This window comes from Alteromonas stellipolaris, assembly GCF_001562115.1.
GTDB lineage: Bacteria > Pseudomonadota > Gammaproteobacteria > Enterobacterales > Alteromonadaceae > Alteromonas > Alteromonas stellipolaris.
Map to the genome: position 1 here is coordinate 638,633 of NZ_CP013926.1, position 24,057 is coordinate 662,689.

The 24,057-nt window shown below is 44.7% G+C and carries 25 protein-coding genes; 7 read left to right on the forward strand and 18 right to left on the reverse strand.

Annotated features, from left to right (window positions below):
* Positions 1-8: 8 nt before the first annotated feature.
* Positions 9-2,159, reverse strand: coding sequence for a fatty acid oxidation complex subunit alpha FadB (fadB, locus tag AVL57_RS02705; RefSeq protein ID WP_057794144.1), 2,151 nt, complete (start codon positions 2,157-2,159; stop codon positions 9-11).
* Positions 2,160-2,607: 448 nt separating this feature from the next.
* On the opposite strand from fadB, the gene AVL57_RS02710 reads away from it, so the two are divergent.
* The 3 genes from AVL57_RS02710 to AVL57_RS02720 all read left to right on the forward strand — a co-directional run bounded on the left by AVL57_RS02710 (position 2,608) and on the right by AVL57_RS02720 (position 7,129).
* Positions 2,608-4,671 carry a transglycosylase SLT domain-containing protein gene (locus AVL57_RS02710; protein WP_231517818.1) on the forward strand — a complete coding sequence of 688 codons (2,064 nt, stop codon included), beginning with the start codon at positions 2,608-2,610 and terminating at the stop codon, positions 4,669-4,671.
* A gap of 245 nt (positions 4,672-4,916) precedes the next feature.
* Positions 4,917-6,236 carry a Xaa-Pro dipeptidase gene (pepQ, locus tag AVL57_RS02715; RefSeq protein ID WP_057794140.1) on the forward strand — a complete coding sequence of 440 codons (1,320 nt, stop codon included), beginning with the start codon at positions 4,917-4,919 and terminating at the stop codon, positions 6,234-6,236.
* A gap of 173 nt (positions 6,237-6,409) precedes the next feature.
* Positions 6,410-7,129, forward strand: coding sequence for a ZIP family metal transporter (locus tag AVL57_RS02720; protein WP_057794138.1), 720 nt, complete (start codon positions 6,410-6,412; stop codon positions 7,127-7,129).
* Positions 7,130-7,133: 4 nt separating this feature from the next.
* On the opposite strand, the gene ispB is transcribed toward AVL57_RS02720, so the two are convergent.
* On the reverse strand, positions 7,134-8,108 hold the full coding sequence (gene ispB / locus AVL57_RS02725) for an octaprenyl diphosphate synthase (protein WP_057794136.1): 975 nt from the start codon (positions 8,106-8,108) through the stop codon (positions 7,134-7,136).
* Between the two features lie 727 nt (positions 8,109-8,835).
* On the opposite strand from ispB, the gene rplU reads away from it, so the two are divergent.
* The 3 genes from rplU to cgtA all read left to right on the forward strand — a co-directional run bounded on the left by rplU (position 8,836) and on the right by cgtA (position 10,789).
* Positions 8,836-9,147 carry a 50S ribosomal protein L21 gene (gene rplU, locus AVL57_RS02730; protein WP_013785542.1) on the forward strand — a complete coding sequence of 104 codons (312 nt, stop codon included), beginning with the start codon at positions 8,836-8,838 and terminating at the stop codon, positions 9,145-9,147.
* Between the two features lie 15 nt (positions 9,148-9,162).
* Positions 9,163-9,420 carry a 50S ribosomal protein L27 gene (rpmA, locus tag AVL57_RS02735; RefSeq protein WP_013785541.1) on the forward strand — a complete coding sequence of 86 codons (258 nt, stop codon included), beginning with the start codon at positions 9,163-9,165 and terminating at the stop codon, positions 9,418-9,420.
* 172 nt (positions 9,421-9,592) lie between these two features.
* Positions 9,593-10,789: an Obg family GTPase CgtA gene (gene cgtA, locus AVL57_RS02740; RefSeq protein WP_057794133.1), complete on the forward strand. Its 1,197-nt coding sequence runs from the start codon at positions 9,593-9,595 to the stop codon at positions 10,787-10,789.
* A 33-nt stretch (positions 10,790-10,822) separates the two neighbouring features.
* Here cgtA and AVL57_RS02745 read toward each other — a convergent pair whose 3' ends face one another.
* From AVL57_RS02745 to AVL57_RS02765, 5 genes are read right to left on the reverse strand one after another with little or no spacing between them, the layout of a single operon-like run.
* Entirely contained in the window at positions 10,823-11,140 is a 318-nt protein-coding gene (locus AVL57_RS02745) for a S24/S26 family peptidase (protein ID WP_057794131.1), read from the reverse strand.
* A 2-nt stretch (positions 11,141-11,142) separates the two neighbouring features.
* Positions 11,143-11,640 (reverse strand): superoxide dismutase, Ni, encoded by a 498-nt coding sequence (gene sodN, locus AVL57_RS02750; RefSeq protein WP_057794129.1) that lies wholly within the window; start codon positions 11,638-11,640, stop codon positions 11,143-11,145.
* Positions 11,641-11,651: 11 nt separating this feature from the next.
* Positions 11,652-11,861, reverse strand: a complete 210-nt coding sequence (locus AVL57_RS02755; RefSeq protein ID WP_057794127.1) for a hypothetical protein — start codon at positions 11,859-11,861, stop codon at positions 11,652-11,654.
* A gap of 32 nt (positions 11,862-11,893) precedes the next feature.
* Entirely contained in the window at positions 11,894-12,424 is a 531-nt protein-coding gene (locus AVL57_RS02760; protein WP_057794125.1) for a DUF2753 family protein, read from the reverse strand.
* A gap of 12 nt (positions 12,425-12,436) precedes the next feature.
* Positions 12,437-12,805: a hypothetical protein gene (locus AVL57_RS02765; RefSeq protein WP_057794123.1), complete on the reverse strand. Its 369-nt coding sequence runs from the start codon at positions 12,803-12,805 to the stop codon at positions 12,437-12,439.
* 289 nt (positions 12,806-13,094) lie between these two features.
* On the opposite strand from AVL57_RS02765, the gene folA reads away from it, so the two are divergent.
* The gene (folA, locus tag AVL57_RS02770) at positions 13,095-13,583 is read left to right on the forward strand and encodes a type 3 dihydrofolate reductase (protein WP_057796389.1); all 489 of its coding nucleotides are present in this window, start codon (positions 13,095-13,097) and stop codon (positions 13,581-13,583) included.
* 61 nt (positions 13,584-13,644) lie between these two features.
* Here the strand turns inward: folA and rpoS are convergent, their stop codons facing one another.
* The 11 genes from rpoS to AVL57_RS02825 all read right to left on the reverse strand — a co-directional run bounded on the left by rpoS (position 13,645) and on the right by AVL57_RS02825 (position 23,740).
* Positions 13,645-14,637 carry an RNA polymerase sigma factor RpoS gene (gene rpoS / locus AVL57_RS02775; protein ID WP_082604976.1) on the reverse strand — a complete coding sequence of 331 codons (993 nt, stop codon included), beginning with the start codon at positions 14,635-14,637 and terminating at the stop codon, positions 13,645-13,647.
* A gap of 73 nt (positions 14,638-14,710) precedes the next feature.
* Positions 14,711-15,574: a peptidoglycan DD-metalloendopeptidase family protein gene (locus tag AVL57_RS02780; RefSeq protein WP_057794121.1), complete on the reverse strand. Its 864-nt coding sequence runs from the start codon at positions 15,572-15,574 to the stop codon at positions 14,711-14,713.
* Between the two features lie 10 nt (positions 15,575-15,584).
* Positions 15,585-16,163, reverse strand: coding sequence for a YqaA family protein (locus AVL57_RS02785; RefSeq protein ID WP_057794119.1), 579 nt, complete (start codon positions 16,161-16,163; stop codon positions 15,585-15,587).
* Complete coding sequence (locus AVL57_RS02790; protein ID WP_057794117.1) at positions 16,160-16,795, reverse strand: protein-L-isoaspartate(D-aspartate) O-methyltransferase; 636 nt, start codon at positions 16,793-16,795, stop codon at positions 16,160-16,162. The genes AVL57_RS02785 and AVL57_RS02790 overlap by 4 nt, the downstream gene beginning before the upstream one ends.
* 42 nt (positions 16,796-16,837) lie before the next feature.
* Complete coding sequence (gene surE, locus AVL57_RS02795; protein WP_057794115.1) at positions 16,838-17,581, reverse strand: 5'/3'-nucleotidase SurE; 744 nt, start codon at positions 17,579-17,581, stop codon at positions 16,838-16,840.
* Between the two features lie 10 nt (positions 17,582-17,591).
* Complete coding sequence (gene truD / locus AVL57_RS02800; protein WP_057794113.1) at positions 17,592-18,662, reverse strand: tRNA pseudouridine(13) synthase TruD; 1,071 nt, start codon at positions 18,660-18,662, stop codon at positions 17,592-17,594.
* A complete protein-coding gene (ispF, locus tag AVL57_RS02805) occupies positions 18,659-19,132 on the reverse strand; it encodes a 2-C-methyl-D-erythritol 2,4-cyclodiphosphate synthase (protein WP_057794110.1) in 474 nt (157 codons plus the stop codon). Before ispF ends, truD begins: the two co-directional genes overlap by 4 nt.
* Positions 19,123-19,854: a 2-C-methyl-D-erythritol 4-phosphate cytidylyltransferase gene (ispD, locus tag AVL57_RS02810; protein ID WP_057794109.1), complete on the reverse strand. Its 732-nt coding sequence runs from the start codon at positions 19,852-19,854 to the stop codon at positions 19,123-19,125. Before ispD ends, ispF begins: the two co-directional genes overlap by 10 nt.
* Before the next feature lie 5 nt (positions 19,855-19,859).
* A complete protein-coding gene (gene ftsB / locus AVL57_RS02815) occupies positions 19,860-20,150 on the reverse strand; it encodes a cell division protein FtsB (RefSeq protein WP_013785529.1) in 291 nt (96 codons plus the stop codon).
* 108 nt (positions 20,151-20,258) lie between these two features.
* The gene (locus tag AVL57_RS02820) at positions 20,259-21,977 is read right to left on the reverse strand and encodes a TIGR03545 family protein (protein WP_057794107.1); all 1,719 of its coding nucleotides are present in this window, start codon (positions 21,975-21,977) and stop codon (positions 20,259-20,261) included.
* A gap of 140 nt (positions 21,978-22,117) precedes the next feature.
* Entirely contained in the window at positions 22,118-23,740 is a 1,623-nt protein-coding gene (locus AVL57_RS02825) for a methyl-accepting chemotaxis protein (protein WP_057794104.1), read from the reverse strand.
* Positions 23,741-24,057 lie beyond the last annotated feature (317 nt).

A 24,057-nucleotide genomic window follows, 5' to 3' on the forward strand; every position in this document is an offset into this window, starting at 1 on the left:
CTTGGGAATTAAGCGAAGTAAGATTTACCTTCAGCGGCCATCTTGCGAACGCCATCTGAAATTTGGTAAATCGGGCCAAGACTGGCGTATTTGTCGGCTAGTTCGACAAAGTTCGCTAATCCCATTGTTTCAATCCAGCGGAATACACCACCGCGGAATGGAGGGAAGCCTAAACCGTAAAGTAAGGCCATATCTGCTTCAGCTGCAGTACCTACAATGCCTTCTTCTAGGCAACGAATTGCTTCGTTAGCCATAGGGATCATCAAGCGTGCAATAATATCTTGCGCGTCGAAGTCTTTGGTATCGGCAGTAATAGGAGCAAGCAAGCTATACGCTTCTTCAGCAGCCACTTTGGTAGGCTTGCCGCGCTTGTCTTTACCGTAGTTATAAAAGCCTTTGCCATTTTTCTGGCCTAAGCGTTTTTCTTTATAAAGAACGGTTACTGGGTCGTCGCCAATACGTGCCATACGCTCTGGAATACCCGCAGCCATAACGTCTGCAGCATGGTCGCCGGTATCAATACCAACAACGTCCATTAGGTAAGCAGGGCCCATTGGCCAGCCGAATTGTTTCTCCATTACTTTATCAACGGCAACAAAATCAGCGCCATCTATTAGCAATTTACTGAAGCCTGCAAAGTAAGGGAACAATACACGGTTTACTAGGAACCCTGGGCAATCGTTAACTACAATAGGGGTTTTACCCATGCGAAGTGTTGTGGCCACTACGGCATTGATGGTGTCTTCCGAGGTGTTTTCACCACGAATGATTTCAACCAATGGCATGCGGTGTACTGGGTTAAAGAAGTGCATACCACAGAAGCGTTCTGGCTTGTCTAAGCTTTTCGCTAGTTGGTTAATTGAAATAGTAGAGGTGTTAGAACAAATGATAGCGTCATCGGCCACTACGTCTTCTACTTCTTTAAGCACGATGCCTTTTACTTTCGGGTTTTCAACAACCGCTTCAATAACAAGATCGGCGTCTTTAAGCGTGTTGTAGTCAAGGGTAGGCGTAATAGCGTTAAGGGTTTTTGCCATGGTTTTGGCATCAACTTTACCGCGCTGCATACCTTTACCAAGAATGTTGGCGGCTTCGTTTAAGCCTAGGTCTAGTGCATCAGTGTTAATGTCTTTCATTATCACTGGCATGCCTTTAACAGCACTTTGATACGCAATACCACCACCCATAATACCCGCACCCAGTACGGCATTTAGTTTTACGTCTTTAGTGGCTGCTTTAGCTTGTTTCTTGCCTTTGCTTTTAACTAGCTGGTCGGCTAGGAAAATACCAATTTGCGCTTGCGCTGCATCGGTTTTAGTTAGGGCTACAAAGCCTTCGTTCTCAAGCTTAAGTGCGCCGTCGCGGTCAAGGCCAGCGGCTTTTTGAACGGTTTCTACCATTTTATGCGGTGCGGGGTAGTGTTTGCCTGCTTGGGCAAATACCATAGCTTGCGCAGTTGAGAAGCTCATCATGGCTTCGTTTTTATTCAGTTGTAAAGGGGCTTTTTTCTGAGCACGACGTGCTTCCCATTTAAACTTACCATCTACTGCATCTTTCAGCATAGAAAGGGCACTGTCACGTAATGACTCAGGGGCAACTACGGCGTCAACGGCGCCTTCGGCAAGGGCTTTTGCGCCCTTACGATCTTTACCTGTAGTCATCCACTCTAGTGCGTTATCGGCACCGATAAGACGAGGTAAACGTACTGTGCCACCAAAGCCAGGCATTATGCCTAGTTTAACTTCTGGTAGGCCAATAGAAGCTGTTGTGTCTGCAACGCGAAGGTCACAAGCTAGTGTCATTTCACAGCCGCCACCTAGTGCGAAACCGTTAATGGCAGCCACGGTAGGGAAAGGCAAATCTTCGAAGCGGTCAAACACTTGAGATGTGTTTGCTACCCAGTTTAGTACTTCGGCTTCATCCATCGCGAATAAGCCGGTAAATTCGGTGATATCAGCACCTACAATAAATGCAGATTTTGCGCTGCGTACTACTAAGCCTTTAACACCGCTTTCTTTAAGCAGTGCTTGGGTTGCTTCATCAAGCTCGGTCACTGTTTGGCGATCGAACTTATTTACTGAACCTTCGGCATCAAATACCAGTTCAGCAAAACCGTCATCTAACAGACTGACGGATAGACTCTTGCCTGTATATATCATTATCATCTCCTTCGGCGTTGGCCGGGATATTAGTGAAGCAATCTAACCATTCGCTATAAGCGTATAAACCAATCATGCATTCTGGTCGTACCACAACACTAATGCATTAGGGTGGCTAGCTTTTTAACTAAACTTAAACAAAATATCAATGAAAAATTCAAACGAGTGTTTCAATTGTTAAAAATGGTGGCCATTCATTGAAAATCAAGCTCGATTTCAATAATAGTGCTTGTATAATGGGCACTATTGACGCAAAGCGCCAATCCAGCATAAGAATAATCTACAATCATGGCATTAATGTTTGTAAGGTATAACTAACAGCGCTGGCACTTTTTACTTCTGTGGCATGGAGCCACGCCGATAATTTATCGGCTTTCAAGCAAGCATCGTTCTATAATTACACCAACTCTGGTGTGTTTGAATGCAACAAGGGGTAGGAGTTCACATTGTGTCGAATAAAGTAGGTGTAAGTTTTCTTTTAAAAGCGGTAACGTTCTTCAAGCGGTTACCTATGCTCAAGTCGTTTCACGTTTTCACGTTAGTCGCTATTTCAAGCAGCTTTCAGCTTAGTCATGCGCAAGTTTCACCGCTATTCCCTGACGACATCTACGCCGATGAACGAGCTCGCTTCTTAATTTTAGAAAAAAGCCTGCGTACGTTACCGAAAAGGCGTTTAGAAGATTTAGACGCAGAAATTTACGGGTTGGCGAATTACCCTCTTTATCCGTACCTGCTTCGTTTGCGATTAGAACGCACTATGTCGCTTAAAACCCAGCGTGAAGTAGAGCAATTCTTAGAAGATTACGCGGGGCAACCGGTCAGTTATGGTTTGCGCTATCGCTGGTTAAATTACCTAGCCTCTCGTGGTCATGAAAACGCGTTTTTAAGCAGTTATCGAAATGGCATGGGCGCTAAACTTACCTGCCAAGCGTTGGGTTACAAATTAAAACGTACAGACAACCCTAAACCTGTGCTAACCGAAGTCGACCCTCTTTGGTATAGCGGTCAATCGCAGCCCGATGAATGCGACCCATTATTTGCAAAGTGGCGAAGTAATGGCCTCATGACGCCAGACAAAGTAGTTAAACGTATAGCTATTGCTGCGAAAGAAGATAATCGCCGCATTATTCCTTATTTAAAACGCCAATTACCCAGTAGTCATCAGTATTTAGCTGATGCGTGGTCATCGGTATCACGTGATGTAAGTTTAGTTAACCGAACCCGCTTATTTCCTATGAAGCACAAACACAACGAGGCTGAAATTCTAACATGGGGCATAGAAAAGCTGGCGTGGAGAAACCCTAAAGCGGCAATGAAGGCTTACGATACTTATGCCCCGAAAAACATTTTTTCCGTGCCTGAACTGCATATTATACAGCGTGCTATCGCGCTAAGTGCTACCCTCGATTTTCTACCAGAAGCCCATGAATGGTTAGATAAAGCCGACATTGAAGGTGCTAGCGATGATGTGAAATTATGGCATGTATCGTTTTTGCTTCGCGCCAAACAATGGCAGCGGGTAGTGGATGTGATTGATGCCGCAAGCCCTGAACTCCAACAAGAAGAAAACTATCGTTACTGGAAAGCGCGCGCCCTCGAAGAACTAGGGAATGTGATGCAGGCCACAGTGATGTATCAGCAGCTAGCCAATGAACGCAATTATTATGGATTTATGGCCAGTGCCCGTATTAACAGCCAGCCGAACTTGTCTCATACGCCAGCGCCTCGAGTACAAAGTGCGGTGCAAGCCATTGCTAATACCCCAGCTACCCAACGGGCTATGGAATTTTACCGCTTAGAACGTTCAACCGAAGCCCGCCGCGAGTGGCGTTATTTGTTGTCAAATTTACCTGACTCACAAGTAACAGACGCCGGTGTGTTGGCTTACGAGTGGGGTATATACGACCAAGCCATTATTAGTTTTGCGAAAAGTGGTTATTGGGACGATGTTGAACGTCGCTTCCCCTTGGCGTTCGAGTCACAGTTTAGTGAAAAGAGTGAAGCTTACGACGTATCCAAAGCGTTTGCGATGGCTATTGCCCGTCGTGAAAGTTCGTTCATGGTAGACGCGGTATCGCCGGTGGGCGCTGCGGGGTTAATGCAACTTATGCCAGGTACAGCGCAGTATTTGGCTAAAGAGAAAGTGAGTCGAAATACCTTGTTTCAAGTTGACGATAACCTTGACTACGGCGTGCAATATTTACGTTATTTAGGCGATAAGCTTAATAACAACCCAGTATTGGTGTCGGCATCTTATAATGCTGGCTGGCGCAAAGTACTAGAATGGCTGCCTGCTGGCGAAGCGTTGCCAGTGGATATTTGGATTGAAAATATACCTTATAAAGAAACCCGTAGTTACGTAAAAGCGGTGTTGGCTTATCAGTACATTTACGAGCATCAGTTGGGAGAAAATAAAAACGTGTTTCCGCAGCTTACTCAAGATGTTATTCCTTCATCAAGTGCAGTGAGCACGCATCCTGTAACGGGAACCTTGCAATTGGCGCCTCGCTAGGGCAGATGAATCATTAGTGGATACAAGCCACTCGGTGAAAGCCGAGCGGCTATCGTGTTACACTCTTCGCCTTAAACATAAGCGTACGTAAGAGCAAGCGCACTTAACGACAATGGCTAATACTTTTCTCTTCTGGCGAATTAGCGTAGCAAACTGGAATCAGTGCAATTAACGCAGCTGGCATTACAGTGCTAATTGAAGAAGACCAGTTAGCCATGCAAATCAGAAAACTTAAATGAGGTGTTATGTCAAAACATCAGGCAAGCTATCAGCAACATATTGAGGAACTTCAATCTCGCACTCGCGAAGCACTTCAGCGTGAAGGACTAGAAGGGTTAGTCATTCATTCAGGGCAAGGCAAACGCTTGTTCTTAGACGACAACCATTATCCGTTTAAGGTAAACCCACAATTCAAAGCTTGGGTGCCGGTTATCGATAACCCTAATTGCTGGTTGGTGGTTAATGGTGAAGATAAGCCCACCCTTATTTTTTATCGCCCTGAAGATTTTTGGCACAAAGTACCGCCAGAGCCACAAGATTTTTGGACCGACAGCTTTAATATCATTTTGCTACAACAAGCCGATGCTGTTGAAAAGCATTTGCCTTACGATAAGCGCGGTTTTGCTTATGTTGGTGAATACATTGAAGTAGCCAAAGCGTTAGGGTTTGAGAACGTAAACCCAGACAGAGTGCTGCATTATTTACATTACCAACGGGCGTATAAAACCGATTACGAACTAGATTGTATGCGAGAAGCAAACAAGCTGGCGGTAGCGGGGCATAAAGCTGCAGAACAGGCTTTTCTTGAAGGTAAGAGCGAATTCGATATCAATTTAGCGTACAGCGCAGCGTGCCGCCAAGGCGATAACGACGTGCCTTACACCAGTATTATTGCGCTTAACGAACACGCGGCAATTCTGCATTACATGCAGTGCGATACCACTGCGCCTAAGCAGTCTCGTTCGTTCTTGATTGATGCAGGCGCAAATTACCACGGCTATGCTGCTGATATCACGCGTACTTACAGCCAAAACTCAACATTATTTTCCGATCTTATTCAGGCCGTTGATAAAGTGACGTTAACCTTGGTTGATTCTCTAAAGCCAAGTGTGGCCTATACCGATATTCATTTGCTAGCCCATGCGGGCATAGCACAAATTCTACAAGACACTGGCATTGTGAACCTTCCAGCGGCAGATATTGTAGAGCAGGGCATTACGCGAACTTTCTTCCCTCACGGCATTGGCCACTTTTTAGGGCTACAAGTGCACGATGTAGGCGGATTGGTAAACGACGACAGAGGCACGCCTAAACCTGCCCCTGACGAGCATCCTTTCCTACGCTGTACGCGCATGATTGAAGCGCGTCAGGTATTTACTATTGAGCCTGGTTTGTACTTTATCGACAGCTTGTTACGAGATTTAAAAGCAACCCCAGCGTCGAAATATATCAACTGGGATACAGTTGATACTTATCGTCCGTTTGGCGGTATTCGCATTGAAGACAATATTATTGTGCACCGCGATAAAAACGAAAACATGACCCGAGACCTTAATTTAAAATGATCTCATCGCGGCGCATTACTCTATGATTAATAGCGTCAGGCTTATTAATTTATAGATGCGCTCAGTAATAGAAAAAGGCAGCCAGTTTTGAGCTGTCTTTTTTATGGCTTCTGAGCATGCTACCTGTAGTGTTAGGCCAAGTAATGGAACAACTCAAGGCATAGGGAGCAAACATGCAGGAACCCGACATTTTAAATTTAATTATAGTGGCAACCCTGGCTGGCCTCGCTATGCCTGCTGGTGCTGTTTTGTCGAGGGTGAAAGGTTTGCGCCCTAAGTGGTTAGAGCAAGAATTACGACACGGTATTTTGGCCTTGGGGGCCGGTGCGTTAATTTCAGCGGTTGCTTTAGTATTAGTGCCTGAGGGTATTGAAGACGTATCGGTATTAATGGCATGTAGCTGCTTTATCGGCGGGGCGCTTGCCTTTATGGCGTTGGATATCTATTTGGCTAAAAAGAAAACTGCAGGCAGCCAACTTGCCGCCATGTTAAGCGATTTTGTGCCTGAGTCGGTAGCGTTAGGCACTACTGCGGCATTGGGTGGCGGTACTATGCTGTTAGGCGTGTTAATTGCGGTACAAAATTTACCGGAAGGGTTTAATGCTTATCGTGAAATGACCCCAACCAATAAAAACCGCAGCACTAAGCTTATTTGGATTTTTGTACTAATGAGCTTACTTGGGCCGCTAATGAGTGCGGTAGGGTTTTATTATTTGGCTGAATTCCCCGTCGTGATGAGTGGCATTATGCTATTTGCTGCAGGGGGAATTTTGTATTCAGTATTTCAAGACATAGCCCCAGGAATTCGCATGGAAAACCATTGGTTACCACCTTTAGGCGCAATACTCGGCTTTTTGGTGGGGCTGGTGGGCGCTATGCTTGAGGGGGGCTAACGCACTAGCTAGTGCGTTCTACCGAAATATGAGCAAGGGCAATTAATGCCTCTTTATAAGGTGAATCTGGAATAATAGATAAACTATCAATAGCCATTTTCACTTCATTGTTGGCACAAGCGCGAGTGTAATTCAATGCCCCGGTGCTTTCCATGATATGTTGAATACGAGTAAGGTGAGGTAAACCGTTGCTCTGCTCTATGGCATCGCGAATAAGCGCTTTATCTTCTTCACTGTCGGTATTCCACATTGCGTATAGCAAAGGTAGCGTTGGCTTTCCTTCCGCTAAATCATCGCCCGCGTTCTTACCCATTTCGTCACTGTCGGCCATGTAATCTAAAATATCGTCGGCTAACTGAAAGGCTGTACCTAAGTGCTTACCGTATTCTTGCATGGCATGCTCTACGTTTTCTGGTTGGTCGGTTAATACCGCTGCCAGTTGCGTAGCCGCTTCAAACAAACGAGCGGTTTTACCGTAAATTACGTCGAAATAGCGTGCTTCGGTGGTAGAGGCATCATTGCAGTTCATTAACTGCAATACTTCACCCTCAGCAATTTGATTGGTTGCTTCAGATAAAATATCCATAACCCGCATGCGTTTCAAACTTACCATCATCTGAAATGAGCGGGTATATAAGAAATCACCTACTAAAACCGATGCTTGGTTACCAAATACGGCGTTAGCGGTTTCACGGCCACGTCGCATAGTCGATTCATCAACCACATCATCGTGCAACAAGGTTGCTGTATGTATAAATTCAACAATAGCGGCAAGGGTGTGATGGTCAGCATTTTCGATACCCATTGCACGTGCACTTAGCACGGTAAGTAATGGGCGAAGGCGCTTACCGCCACTATTTACAATATAGAATCCCAACTGATTGATAAGCGCAACGTCAGAGTCTACTTGTTGTTGAATCAGTTGGTTAACCGCTTGCATATCATCATCTGATAGCGCGCGTATTTGATTAATATCCATTGGCATGGGCGTAAAAACTTATTCATTTCTTAGGCAATTATAGGGGCTGATTGTACCTGAATGCGCTGTACTATCCACCCAATTAAACGTAATGGCCACCGAATTAAACGTATTTAGCTACCGAATTAAACGCATTAGCCACCTAACTTAACCGATAGCGGGCCAATAGTGCTAAAAATTCTCTTTTAGTACGTTATAGAAAAATTCATATACCGCTGACCGACCAATCGCTCATTTCTTTGTTAGATTATGTCTTATTATAGGTGCTATCGCGTATTTATGACCTGAAGTGTGTATTTTCAGAAAAATTCTTTTTGCTAGCTGCGAAGTACAGATCAAAATGCTACAATCTCGGATCTGTTATCCGATCGTTTTGATCATTGTGATTAAAAAGCGCGTTTTAGGTGCGTTTTTCATGCTCAGATCGGCGCGATTGGATCGTATTCGATTTTCCATCTACAGATATCGCATTCCATGCTTTTTTAGCAATAAATGCTTATCGAATTTGGCGGTTATCATCTTCAATTTTACCGTTTGTCATTCACTTAGTGATGTTTTCTAAGTGTGACATCGTGCATTTTTGGGTGAATTCACGCAAAAATTCACCCATGTTGGAAAAATAATCTACTTTTATCAGAATCGGGGTTGTGATTTGCGGATGTTTCACGTACAATTCGCGCCCTGTTTTTTGAATTGATTGCGTCAGTGACGCAGAGCGGAGTTAACTATGTACGCGGTTTTCCAAAGTGGCGGTAAACAACACCGTGTGGCCGAAGGCCAAACCGTTCGTCTAGAAAAAATCGAAGTTGCCCCAGGTGACACGATTGAATTCGACAAAGTTTTAATGGTCAGCAATGGTGACGATGTAAAAATCGGCACACCAAACGTTGCTGGTGGTAAGGTGACTGCTGAGGTGGTTACACACGGTCGTGGCGATAAAATTAAAATCGTTAAGTTCCGTCGTCGTAAGCATTCACGTAAGCAGATGGGTCACCGTCAGTGGTTCACGGAAGTGAAAATTACTGGCATTAACGCTTAATAGGAGCACGAACACATGGCACATAAAAAAGCTGGTGGTAGTACCAAAAACGGTCGTGATTCAGAGAGTAAACGCCTAGGTGTTAAACGCTTTGGTGGAGAATCTGTTCTTGCTGGTAACATCATTGTTCGTCAACGTGGTACTCGTTTCCACGCTGGTGACAACATGGGTATCGGTAAAGACCACACGTTGTTTGCATTGAAAAGCGGCAAAGTTCAGTTTGATGTTAAAGGACCGAACAACCGTAAATTTGTAAGCATCGTAGCAGAGTAAGCGCTTTAGCTACTCGCCGAACAGGCTTAGAAAAACCCCGCGCTTGCGGGGTTTTTTGTTTTATGGAAACCCGCACTTTAGTATTTGGGCAGTACATAACAATTTGGTGTAAACTTAGTAGTTAGATACTGAGTATTAATAACCCCTACGGCAACAATGCCCGGAGTGATAAATGAAATTTGTAGATGAAGCTGAAATTCGTGTTGAAGCCGGTGACGGCGGCAACGGCGTAATTGGCTTTAGACGGGAAAAATATGTTCCCAAAGGTGGCCCTGATGGTGGCGACGGGGGCGACGGCGGTAGTGTTTTTCTTCTTGCCGATGAAAACCTAAATACATTGATCGACTATCGTTTCGAGCGTTTTCACCGTGCAGAGCGTGGCCAAAATGGTCAAGGCGCTAACTGTATTGGCCGTGGTGGTAAAGATTTAACCGTAAGTGTTCCAGTCGGAACCCGCGCTACCGATAGCGATACTGGTGAAGTACTTGGCGACCTTACTCGTCATGGGCAACAGCTTAAAGTGGCACAAGGTGGATTTCACGGTTTAGGTAATGCGCGTTTCAAAAGCAGTACTAACCGTGCACCACGTCATAAGACCAATGGTACGCCAGGCGAAATTCGTAATTTAAAACTCGAATTAATGCTATTGGCCGATGTGGGTTTATTAGGTATGCCGAATGCAGGTAAATCGACCTTCATTCGCTCTGTATCTGCAGCTAAGCCTAAAGTGGCTGATTACCCGTTTACGACACTTGTGCCAAACTTGGGTGTAGTACGTCAAGACGCGCAGCGTAGCTTTGTGGTAGCCGACATTCCTGGGCTTATTGAAGGTGCAGCTGACGGCGCAGGTTTAGGTATTCGTTTCCTTAAACATTTAGAGCGTTGTCGTATACTGCTTCATGTTGTCGACATTATGCCAGTAGATGAAAGCGATCCTGCAGAAAATGCTAAGGCTATTGTTGAAGAGCTTGAAAAGTACAACCCTAAACTAGCAAGCAAGCCTCGCTGGTTAGTGTTTAACAAAGTTGATTTGATGCTTGAAGACGAAGCCAACGAGCGCTGCAAAGAAATTGCCGCACAACTTGGGTGGGAAGGCCCGATATACCAGATATCTGCTTTCCAGAAACTTGGCTTAGAACCGCTTTGCCGAGAAATTATGAACTTTATCGAGACGCTTCCAACCGAAGTTATCGAAGAAGAAGAAACGAAAGACGTTGAATTTAAGTGGGATACTTACCATCGTAATACGTTAGAAGCACAAGACGCTGACTTAGGCGACGACTTCGAAGACGATTTAAGTGATGACTTAGACGATGATGAAGATTGGGACGAAGATGACTACGATGTTGAAGTCGAGTACCGTCGCTAATTGAACAACATTAAAACCGCTAGTTTGCCAAAACTAGCGGTTTTTTGTTAAAAGCTTCTGATTTCTCGAAGGCGAAGTAAATATAACCTTTCCAATAATGTCGCTTGGCTTTATCCAGCCCATTGCCAACGTGCTTACACTTTCAAGTGCATTATCACCTTGCAGCATAACGCCTTTAATAGAGCATACTTTGGTAATGCGCTTTACAATTACACCATATTTATCGCTATTAACTACCACGACATGGCCAATTTGAAGCCACGCTTTTGGCCACTTGCAGGTTAAAATAAAGTCACCAGCAAACAGCATGGGTTGCATGCTGTTTCCTTCAATCGCTAATAATCGAAGCATGATTAAAGTTTAGGATATACCACTTGTTCCGCAGGCGGATAAGGGCAGGTGGCTGTCTTAGTTTCAACACCTTTAGTGGCCCAGAAACTTTCAGCGAACTCATTCACCAATGTTAATAGTGCTTCTGCTTTATCCCGTGAAACATGTTGCTTACACGCCGATCCGGTAAGCATAATATTGTGGACCAATTCGTTAGTATCTGGGTATTTTTCAAATTGAGGCGCTTTGAAGTAATCACCCCAAATAACTCTGACTTCATGTTTTACTTTTTCTGCATGAGTCTCTTTTTCACTAATTAGGCGGCTGAATTGGGCATGATCAGCAAACGAAAGGTTTTCTTTTTCACTTAACTCATTCAGTAAATCAACAAAACGAATAACACTTAACGCAGCGAGTTGGGCTGAAATAGGATCGTAAATTTTGCATGGAATATCGCAGTGAGCGCTCGCGGTAGTTAAGGGGGTCCTACGGTGAAGCGTCGTCAGTAAGCTGTTTAGCATGATTACTTTCCCTATTTAGATGAAGATTGTTTGCGAGAATAGGTCTTGTAGCCTGCGAAAACGCATGCAGCACCTACCGCAGCAAGTGACAAATAGAAAAGCCCGTGCATGAACTGGCTGCTCCAGTGATTATGATCGTGTCCAGCATGTGCGAAGGCGGGGGAAGAGGTTATAGCCACAGACGCGACGGCGTAAATGACATTATTTATCGTGTTTTTCATATAAACTCCTAATTAATTGAAAGTAGAATCAGCTAATGACTATCTTTGCCTGCGGTTGCTGCAAAGACAGTAAATGAATTGTCGATAGAAGGGGTATTATTTAGCGCAATCTCCAACTCGGGATGCTGTTTTAATAATAACCATCGTTGTTGATGCGCAATTCGCCTAGCGCGCAGCACATCAGTGTTATCAGGCAATAGCACTGCTTGCGTATCAATGCGTGTTTGTACTTCAGATAAAGTAGCAAGTGCCATATGGTAAATGGCCATTCTTTCTTCAGGCGGCGCCTCGCTGGCGTATTGCAAGTAGGTGTCGGAAAGATTGTGAAAGCTCACCAATAGCGAAAATGTGGCTTCTTTGCGGTAGGGTGATATCGCTATTAACTGGTTGGCATGTGCTATAGCTTGGTTGTACAACGCTATTGTCGAGAGCCATTGACCATTTGAAAACGCGTTATTGGCAAGAAGAACTCGCCGTTCCCACTGGCCTAATAATGCCTTAAAGTCAGTAGTATCGTGCTGCTTAACGTTGCGTTTATGATTTGCTGCAAGATAAGTATGCATAGTATTCTCAACTTATTGATGCACAGATTTAAGCAAAAAAGCTGATAACATTGCCGATTCTGTGGCTTGTAAGACAGAATTAGCTCTATCTAAAATGGCGTTTCGGTACTCGGGCAGTTTCAAGTGGTAATAGGTTTCTTCAAGTAATCCAGCTAGGCTCTTAACTTTGCTTTTCATCGCTTCATTCTCGCCTCCATCTACTTCTAAAAGAATAACCGCAATATCAAAAGCGCAGCCCAAGTAAGGAATAGCATCTGTGTATTGGCCGCAATGCAGTAAAAGCGTGCCCTGCATCTCGTCCCTGGCCATAAAGTGAAGCGCTTGCTTCGGGTTACTGTAAATCCAATCTTCGTGTTTTGCACACAAGTAAGTTATTTGCATTTGCTTGCCCTCCTGAATACACCCTAGTCGATATAAAACATGATCGCAAATGATAATTGTTATTATTTGCATGTGTGGTTTGAGTCATACAATGGAGAAACGACTAACAGTGAACAGAAACAAGATAGGTAAACACAATGGGCATAGCGTTATGAACATGAAGAGGACAGTTTAGAAAGGAAAGCGAGAAATAATGGATTGTTGTTAACGCAAGAGTTATCGCGATAGGTCTAATCAGTTATCATAGGGAAAAGAACAACGCATTGGTCAAATTATTATGAAAATTGCCATGATTGCCGCAATGGCTAATAATCGCGTTATCGGTGCAGATAACGACATGCCCTGGCATTTGCCAGCAGATTTAAAACATTTTAAGCAAGTAACCATGGGTAAGCCTGTCATTATGGGGCGTAAAACCTATGAGTCAATTGGCCGCGCTTTGCCGGGAAGACCAAACATTGTTATCACTACAAACCGTGCTTACAGTTTGCCAGATGCAACTGTAGTATCGTCACCTGAAGCGGCAATAGAGCATGTTTCGGCGCTAGAGAGTCAGTCGGACGAGGTGATGATTATTGGCGGCGGGACAATTTATCAGGCGTTTTTGAATAAGGCTGATACTTTGCACCTAACCTTTATCGAACTAGCGGTGGAAGGTGATACACAGTTTCCTGATTATGAAGCCCAAGATCATTGGGAAGAGATAAGCCGGGAAGCGCATACCGCTGATGAGAAAAACCCACACGACTTCACGTTCGTGAGCTTAGTTAGGGTTTAATATTACAAATAAAAATGCCGAGGGAAACTGCGCCTCGGCATGGTGTCATATCACTTTGCTATTAATTCATTTGATTAAATAAATTCTCTAGTGATAGGCCTTGGTGGCCTAGAATGTCTCGCAATCGACGTAGTGCTTCTACTTGAATTTGACGAACTCGTTCACGAGTAAGACCAATTTCAGCACCCACGTCTTCAAGTGTTGAGGGCTCATAACCCATTAATCCAAAGCGTCTTGCCAATACTTCACGTTGTTTAGGATTGAGTTCTTCCAACCAGCCAACAATATTTGATTTGATGTCTGAGTCTTGCAAGTTCTCTTCAGGGCCGAATTCTTTTTCATCGGCTAGAATATCTAACAAAGCTTTATCGTTTTCGCCACCAATCGGGGTATCTACCGACGTAATACGTTCATTAAGTCGCAGCATCTTGGTAACGTCTTCGACAGGTTTGTCTAAGGCAAGGGCGATTTCTTCGGCAGTAGGTTCGTGGTCAAGTTTCTGAGATAACTCACGAGCTGCGCGTAAATATACATTAAGTTCTTTAACGACGTGGATTGGCAAGCGAATAGTGCGCGTTTGGTTCATAATTGCGCGTTCAATGGTTTGTCTTATCCACCACGTTGCGTACGTTGAAAATCGAAAACCACGTTCGGGATCGAACTTTTCAACAGCACGTATAAGTCCTAGATTCCCTTCTTCGATTAGGTCTAACAGGGCAAGACCGCGGTTGTTGTATCGACGCGCTATTTTAACAACTAGGCGTAAGTTACTAACAATCATGCGTTTGCGTGAGGCTTCACATCCACGTAGAGCCTTTCTGGCGAAAAACACTTCTTCTTCTGCACTAAGCAGAGGCGAGAAACCGATTTCACCTAGATATAACTGTGTGGCATCTAGATTTTTCGGTTGGTCGTCTTGGCTTAACACTAATTCTTCTGAATCGGTGTCAGTGTCATCAGATATTGTTTTATCTGTTTTCAGATCGGCTGGCATATCAATGACGTTTAAGTCATCTTTCGTATTTGATTCTAGGCTTTTATTTATATGACCCACAATGAATCTCCTGCTTCAAGGTTTACCTTTCGACGTTTCTCCTTTATTCGTTTCTTATTGTTATTTATTATTATTATGGTCGTGTAGCTGGCAGATAACGCAGTGGATCTAAAGACTTTCCACGATATCTAACTTCAAAATGAAGTTTTACCGAATTTGTTCCGCTGTCACCCATGGTGGCGATTTTCTGCCCCGCAGACACCCAGTCTCGTTCATTGACGATAATGGTGTCGTTGTATGCGTAGGCACTTAAAAAGGTGTCGGTATGCTTGATGATGACCAATTTACCGTAGCCTCTTAAGGCGCTTCCTGAATAAACAACTTTTCCATCTGCTGCCGCGTGTATCGATGTACCTTTTGCCGCAGCGATATCAATTCCTTTGTTGCCCGACTCTGACTTACTGAACGTTTCAACAACCTTACCTTTGGTAGGCCAAACCCACTTTTTCACCTTATCAGGAAAACTGTTGGGTGCCGTTATTTTGACGCTTTCTGACGGCCTGTTGACGCTCGTAACGTTTTGTCGCTTAACAACTTTTTCACCTTCACCATACCCCTGTGATATAGGGGGGTCAATCAAACTTTTGTCTACTGAGGTCGTGGTCGGATCTGCTGACTGAATGGTCTGAGGTTTAGATCTTGACGGGATCTTTACAATTTTGGGTGGGGGAGTAATGCGTAATTCTTGACCAGGAAAAATACGATAAGGTTCTGATAAGCTGTTAAATTTAGCGATATCACGATAGTCATTTCCAGTATACCAAGCGATGCCAAAAAGGGTGTCCCCAGGCTGTACTTTATAGGTATCGGATGTAAATCCACCAGACTCTTGATCTGCTTGACTATTTAATAATACAACGGGCGCTGGGTCAGTTCGGTTACTGCAACTTTGTAGCAGCAGTAACACAACACTGATCAGAAAGAAGCGGTATGACATCGCTGCGCAATTATCGCAAGATGAGGTAAGCGGCAACAGCCAATAACACTACTGCCCAGCCCAATACTTCTACATATTGGCGTAGTTTGGCTTCCATAGGAGCACCGCCCCAACGCATAAGTCCTGCGACCAAGAAGAATCTTGCGCCACGGCCAACCGCAGAGGCAATAAGAAAGGGAAAGAAGGCCATCTGTAGAAAGCCAGCGCTTGTGGTAAAGACTTTGTAGGGAATAGGGGAGAAACCCGCTACAAACACCACCCATACGCCGTAGTCAGCAAACCACTGCGTGGCTGTTTCAATTTTGTGAGTATAACCCCAACTTTCAATGATAGGCGATAGCCAAGCATCAAATGCAAAATAACCCAGCCAGTAACCTGCAATGCCGCCCAAAATAGACGCTAGTGTAGTGATAAGGGCAAAGCGCCACGCTTTGTCGGGTTGAGACAGCGACATGGGCGCAAGCATGACATCAGGCGGAATAGGGAAAAATACTGACTCAGCAAAGCTTAGCCCCCCTAAATATTTTACCGCATGACGGTGTCTAGCCCATCGAAGTGCCATGTCATACATTGGCTCAAACAATTTCACAATAGCTCTCCTGCTACTAAGGGAACAAAACGCACTGCCTCTATGGTGGTGGTTTTTAATTCGCCTTCTATCCTGTCGATACACAATAGAGACTGCTGTTCATTTCCTACGGGAATAATCAGTCGGCCTCCTTCTTTTAATTGATCACATAAATCTTGCGGCAAACTACTGGCCGCCGCCGTCACAATAATGGCATCGTAAGGACCTTTAGATACCCACCCTTTCCATCCATCACCATGCTTCATGGCAATATTATGTAAATCGAGTTGGTTCATCCGTCTTTTTGCATGAAACTGTAGCGATTTGATTCGTTCTACACTGAATACAGCCGAAAAAAGCTGTGCAAGAATAGCGGTCTGATAACCAGAGCCTGTACCAATCTCTAACACTTTTTCAGGTTTATTCGGACTATCTAGCAGCAGCTCAGTCATTTTCGCAACAATATAGGGTTGCGAAATAGTTTGCCCCTGCCCGATAGGCAAGGCAGTATTCTGATAGGCTTTATGCTTAAGCGCATCAGGTAAGAATGTTTCCCGGGGTGTACCTGCAATGGCATTGAGCACAGGCTGCGAACGGATTCCTTCGTCATAAAGCAGCTGTGCTAGCGCATCCCCTTTTCTGGAGGCTCTCATGGTGGTGCTTATTATCCTTATTATCGGCTGCGCACTATTGGGTTACTTGGCTAACCATTCTTTCATATTGTCTAAGCTTTGGTAGGCAGTCATATCAACACTAAGTGGGGTTACGGAGCAATACCCGTTTGCCACTGCGTGAAAGTCTGTACCTGGGCCTGCATCTTGTTCTGAACCTGCTGGACCGTACCAATAAATGGTTTGACCAAACGGGTCTTTATCTTCAAACATAGGTTCAGCACGGTGTCGGCGACCCTGTCTGGTTACTTCTATACCTTTAAGCTCATCATAGGGTATATCAGGAACATTTACGTTCAAAATTTGATTTGCAGGTAAAGGATGAGATTGAAGTTTACGAATAATATCTAGTACTACTCGAGCTGCCGTTTCAAAATTCTCACCTTTCTTACTGGCCAGCGACACGGCAATGGCAGGCAAGCCCATATATCTGCCTTCAGTCGCCGCGGCTACCGTACCAGAATAAACTACATCATCGCCTAAGTTAGCACCATGATTAATACCAGATACCACCAGTTCGGGGTCATCTTTTAAAATTCGGCTGATACCTAAGTGTACGCAGTCTGAAGGCGTGCCATTAACTGAATAAAAGCCACTGTCCATACGTTGAATACGAAGGGGTTGATGTAACGAAAGGGCGTTACTTGCGCCGCTACAGTTACGATCGGGGGCGATAACAGTAATATCGTGCTCGCTGGCAATGGTTTCGTGCAAAACAGCTAGGCCTTTTGCAAACACACCATCATCATTACTCATTAGGATCTTCATGCAATCTCAACTAAATACTGTGAATGGGGGAAACGGTTTCAACACATTCCCTAAGTACGGATGTAGCGAAACAACCGCTAGGCAATGAAAACGATAGCGTTAATGTATCACCCTTACTTTGCCATTCAAGTTGCGATGGCCATATTTTTATTGCACGACGTTCTTGCTCGAAGCCACATTGGCCTAAAAAGTCGATAACTTCTGGATGACTTGATGCAACCTGCTCTTCGGTGGCGTTTGCCTCTGACGTAGTGACTAAGTCTCCCTTGCCCCACAGCGGTGCCGAAGGACATACATCTTTATCTTCATAACGTTGCTGGCTATCTTGCTGTTTATCATCGTCAATAAAGAAGCTGTTCGAGCCGGTTAATACCAATGCGTCACCGGTAAGTACCTTATCGAAGGTCTTGTTTTCTAAACGAATAGAAATGACCTCATTAAATAACCAACTACGCAGGGCGGACAGTGCCATAGAGCGCTTATTGCGGTGGCGAATGGTTTCACCGTTTATCATCCGCTCAGCCATGGCAAGGTTACCACCGCGCTGAACTTCGCCTTGCTCGTTTACCCGCATGACGCCAAATCGCTGTTCGCCGTAATAATTCGGCACACCATGTTTGGCGATTTCCTGAAGGCGTTCTTCAATGGCTTCTGGATGCACAACTTGACGCAGTGTAATGGTGAAGGCATTTCCTTTTAATTGACCGGTACGAAGCTTTCTATTGTGGCGAGTTTGCTTAATGACCCGCACCCCCTCAAGCTCAAAATCGCTGAAGTCGAAATCAGCTTGTCCTGGTGCATGTAAACCGAACCACTGACGGGTGAGGGCATATTTGTCTTTCCTACCTGCATACGTCACTTGGCGAAGTGGCAGTTTGGTGTAGCGAGCAAGTTGCTCTGCAACAAATGCAGTATTGGTATTAATTTTTTCAACAAAAACAAACTGGTGCTCGCCTTCACCGCAGGGCTCGTAGCCTAAGTCCTCAACGACTTGAAAGTCGTCGGCTTGAAACTTAAATAAGCCGGTTGATACGGGTTTACTGTAATAATAATTCCAGTGTTGGGTATGTAATGGTTTCATATCTTTTCCAGCAGCACTACCGCGTGAGCAGCAATGCCTTCCTTTCTGCCTGTATATCCTAATTTTTCAGTCGTGGTAGCTTTCACGTTGATTGCATCAAGCTCGCAATGACAGTCTTTGGCTATGATTTCTCTCATGGCCTGAATGTGCGGTGCCATTTTGGGAGCTTGCGCCACTACGGTCATATCAGCGTTGCCTAACGTATAGCCTTTTTCATTTACTACGTGAATAACATGCCTAAGCAGTACACGGCTATCGGCACCTGAATAGGCATCATCGGTATCAGGAAAATGCTTACCTATATCACCTAGCGCCGCAGCGCCAAGTAATGCGTCGCATAAGGCATGTAGCAATACGTCGCCATCAGAATGGGCGACTAGGCCTTGTTCATAGTCAATGCTTACACCACCAATAACAATGGGGCCGTCGCCACCAAATTTATGAACGTCGAAACCGTGTCCTATTCGCATTCTGCTTGTGCCTTCTGTCGTTGATGTAAGTAAAAATTTGCCAAGGGTAAATCCCCAGGGTGGGTTATTTTAATATTTGCCGGGTCGCTATCAATAAGTGCAACCTTGTGTCCGCTGTATTCTATGGCTGATGCTTCATCGGTAATGGTTGCGCATGCGGCAAGGCCATCTTGCAGCGCGCTTTTAAGCAGTGCTGTAGGAAACAACTGGGGCGTAAGGGCATGCCATAGGTTTTCTCTGCTTTCAGTATGAAGAACAGTGGGGAAATTGATATCAGCCCCTTGGCTGGCAGCGCCTCGTTTCATAGTATCTCGAACCCGAGAAGCCAAAATGCCGCCCGCTACCTGTTCATTATCCATCACCGCCAGCAACTGAGTAATATCATTGGTACTTACGCAAGGACGCGCGGCATCGTGCACTAGTGCCCAAGTATTGTCTGGCAAGGTATTTACGGCGTTTAGCACAGAGTCAGCCCGTTCATTGCCACCCTCTACCACTTTCACCTTCGGGTTATTAGCAATGGCAAGAGAAGGGAAGTAGGTGTCGTGAGGACTAATGGCTATAACAAGGTAGTCGATGGCGTGATGGTTAAGCAGTATTTCAACAGTGTGTTCAAGAATCGTTTTCCCTTGAAGGGTTAAATACTGCTTGGGGCGATCAGCCTGCATTCGGCTGCCAATTCCAGCTGCGGGAATAACCGCAACCACAGAGGAGGATGTCATGTTACTCACTTAGTTTCTGGCGGTAAAATCCGGTAAAAAGTTTCCCCTTGCTTAATCAGACCGAGTTCATTGCGAGCGCGCTCTTCAATGGCTTCTAAACCTACTTTAAGGTCGGTGATATCTGCGTTTAGCAGGGCGTTTCGCTGCGCAAGATTAGCGTTTTGCTGCGCTTGAGTTTTCACTTCCTGCTCTCGACTAAGATAGTCAGGAATACTGTTTTTCCCAAACCATAGCCGATACTGCAACAACCCTAATAGAGTGATGAGTACGATAGGAAGCCATTTATCTTGCCACACAAAAATCACCTGAAAATCGGTAAGCGGAGGAAAATTCAAAAAGGGCAGTAAACTGCCCTCCACGTTATTACCTATTATGCCGCGAAGGGCTTAGGAATCAAAGGCGCTTTATTCACCTTGCCCTAATTTACCTTTTAGTTTGTCGAACAATTTATTCTTTTGTTCTTCAACCACACTGCTCAATTGGCTTTGAAGCAATTCTTGTAAGGCGCCGCTGTCGCCCTGTGCCGCACTTAGCATTGAGTTAATATCAACCAATTCACCAGAAAGGGCATCTTGTTCACGAGCAACCATCGCATTTAGCTTGGTATTAAGTTCATCAAGCTTATCTTGCTGAGACGCGGTGAGCTGAGAAATCGCGGCTTGAGCCAATTTGTTGTCTAAATCTGACTTAATGTTAAACCCGGGGTTAGCAAGGGTGCCATCAAGTAGCATGGTCATCGATAAACTACTTAACGATTGCAGTGCAGAAGCAATGGCGCTAGTCACGTCGCTTGTACCTGTGGCTTCCATCACTAGTTCTTGTAAGTTAACTTTCCCGTTGCCGCTTAACTTATTATCAACCACTTCCATCGAGCCTGTGGTTGCCATGAGTGCAGTTTTCATCACCGCGTTAAGGGTTTCATTGCCGCTTACTGGAATATTCGACATATTCACCCCAGCTAGCTCCCAAACTTGGCTCGCATCTACGCCACTTTCATCAATCCAGAATTCACCGCTTGAGGTAAATTGCTTAAGCATGTCGCCAGCCGCTTCAATGGTAAAGGTTGTTGGGTTACCAAACACACTGTGCGTATTGGTAATGTTCTGCCACGAACTGCTTATCGACTCGTTTTGCCAAAGCACAGACACGTTAGCTTGCTTCACCAAAATAGAAGGCATATCGGCTGCAGGTTCTTCGGGCGTATCTCCGCCTTGAAGTAATGGCATCACAATTTGCATGGCAGACATCAAATACTCTGTATATTCAGCGGCTTTGTCGCCAAATACGAAGTACGTCACTTGAGATAGGGCCGCTTCATCGCCGGCAATCACGCCCTTAAGTAATGCATAATCTTCTCCGGGCGCTTCTTTTAACGCTTTAACCGAGTTGCTCAACGCACTCTTAGCATTCGACGCTTTATCGGTAAAACTGCTGATAAGCGCACGGTCTGCACTCATCTCTTCTTTTAGCTTATCTAACGATGACTTAGCTTGAATAAGGGCTTGAGGATCTTTGTAATTCGTTTCTTTAAGCGCAGCAACTTGGGTTTTGTAATAGTCGATACGTTCTTTATCAGGCAAGTTTTCATAGTCTTGCTTTAGGCCTTGTGAATAGGTGGCGTAGGCCTCTTTTGCTTCGGCAACGGCAGCGGTAGTTTTAAGGGGGTTACGAGCAAGCATTTCGTCTACAGAAGGCACGGCCTCTTTGGCTTTTGCTTTAATTTCATCGTAAGACAGTGAGCTTTCTGGCACCCGATAAACTTCACCTTCGTGCTCGCGAACTTGGTCAAATTGCACATCAAGTAAATTAAGGTTGTTTACCACAACTTGATTAGATAGTAGGGGCATAAGGGCAACGTCAGCATTTGCTTCGCCAACTAACACTTGATTATGCGAGGGCTTAGTTGCGTTGGTTAAGCCAATGCCTTTAAGGGTGACAGTGGTAGGGTATAAAGAGTGATCAAATTCGGCAATGTTGACTTCTGCACCATAAGACTCGCCTAATTTCGACTCTAGTACGGCTTTAATAATGGTATTAGCAAATAGAACATACACTAAGATAAGTAGAACAAAAAAGCCCAATACCCAATACTTGATTGGGATCCCTTTACTATCACTGCTCATATATCACTCCTTGTAAACGACGTTTAGCTGGTTATCTAACGATGTAGATAACCAGTCTAAAGCACCGCTTTAAATACTTCCATACGCAGGAAGTAGTATAAACCTGTGAATACCTTCCTTTTTACGACTAATTTGGTTCACTAAAGTTTAAATTTGCTGGCAATTTCTTTTATAGCCACACAGCTTGTTTTAAGTGCCTGACTGGCACTGGCTAATTGATCCGCTGTTTTTAAACTGTTATCCGCTGCACCCGATAATGCATTGATACGAATGTTGGCTTCATTGGCAGCTTCGGCCTGTTGCTCTGTCGCACGGGCTATTTGACTACTCATACCTGCAATTTCATTCATAAGTCGGTCGGCTTCTTTTAAGCTATCGTTCGCTTTAATTGCATTGTCTACCGTAGTTGTTGAAGCATTTTGACTGACTTGCACCGCATCTACTGCGGCTTTTGCGTTGCTTTGTAGCTTTTCAATCATCGCTTGAATTTCATCGGTACTTTGGCCTGTTCGACTGGCTAAGGTACGAACCTCATCGGCTACGACTGCAAATCCTCTGCCTTGCTCTCCCGCGCGAGCAGCCTCAATCGCCGCATTAAGTGCAAGTAAGTTGGTTTGATCAGCAATGCCACGAATAACGTCTAGTACTGCGCCAATACTATTAGTTTGTTCAGCAAGCTCGGTTACTACATGGCTCACACTTTCAATATTTGACGTTAAAGAGTGAATATCACTCACGGTACTTTCTACCACGCGGGTGCCTTGTTCTACATTGGCTCGGGCACCACTGGTACTGGTTTCAGCAGTATCTGCATTCTGACTGACTTGTTGTATTTGTGTGGTCATTTGCTCCATGGCTACGGCAACTTGCATCATGTTTTCATTCTGACTTTGCGCTTGACCATTGCTATCTTGGCTAACGGTTTCAACGAGCACCGCTTGCTGGGTAAGGGCGGTGATGTTTTCACGTATACCTAACAAAGAATGCCGCATTTTATTGGTGTATTCATTGAAGTAACGCGCAAGTCTGGTAATTTCATCTTGGCCTGATTCAGGAAGTGACCGGGTTAAATCGCCATCTCCCATAGCAATATCTTTCATTCGTTCAGTGACTTCATGGACAGGCTTAACAATACTGCCGCCAATATAGAAGATAAGCGCCACGACCAATAACACGCTAATAATACAAATAATGATAAGTAAATTGCGTAAGTGGGCGTACTCAGCTTCAAGGGTAGATAAGTAAATACCAGAGCCGACGGTCCATCCCCATGGTTTGAATTCTTTAACATACGAAATTTTGTCTACCGGCGTTTCTTCCCCCGGAAGTGGCCATACGTAATCAACAAAGCCACTACCTGAAGACTTAACCAGTTGCGCCATTTCCACAAAAAACGCTTTACCGTTGCCATCCTTAAAACCTCGTAAATCCTGCCCGTTAAGCGATGGTTTGATAGGGTGCATGACCATGGCAGGGGTAGCATCTTGAATCCAAAAATAGTTGCTCTCATCGTATCTAAGGCGGCTAACTGCGGTCAGCGCCTGTTGTTTAGCGGCCTCTTCATCTACTCCTTCCAAGGATTCAAAGCTTGCAAGCAAGGTATGAACAACTTCTACCAGGTGTTGATTTTCTTTATACGACTTTTCTTTGAGCGCCTTGTAGTGCTGGTTTAATACCGCACCGGTTAGCACCAAAAACAACAGCGCCGTCAGCGCGACAATGATACTGAGCCTTTGAATTAAACTAAAATTGCGTAACCACATCAGCAGGAACCTCCAGTTTTTATATTATCTAGTGTAGACCTTATATTGAAGTTGTTGGCCTTGAATAGATATTTTTAAACATTTATTTAACATGGTATGGAGTGCCACCCGTGAGTTGAATCCCTGTGAAATGTTATTCACCTGCGTTCTTAGACGCTCTATCACAGTGGCGCAAAAAGTTGACAGCAAGGGCTTGGCGAAATAAGCATTTATGCTAGTATCCGCGCAATTTCAGCGATATCGTGATCTTCATTAAGACGATCTAAGTTTAAATACCTAGATACGCATGCGCAGCACACTTTAGGTGGGGCGCTTCA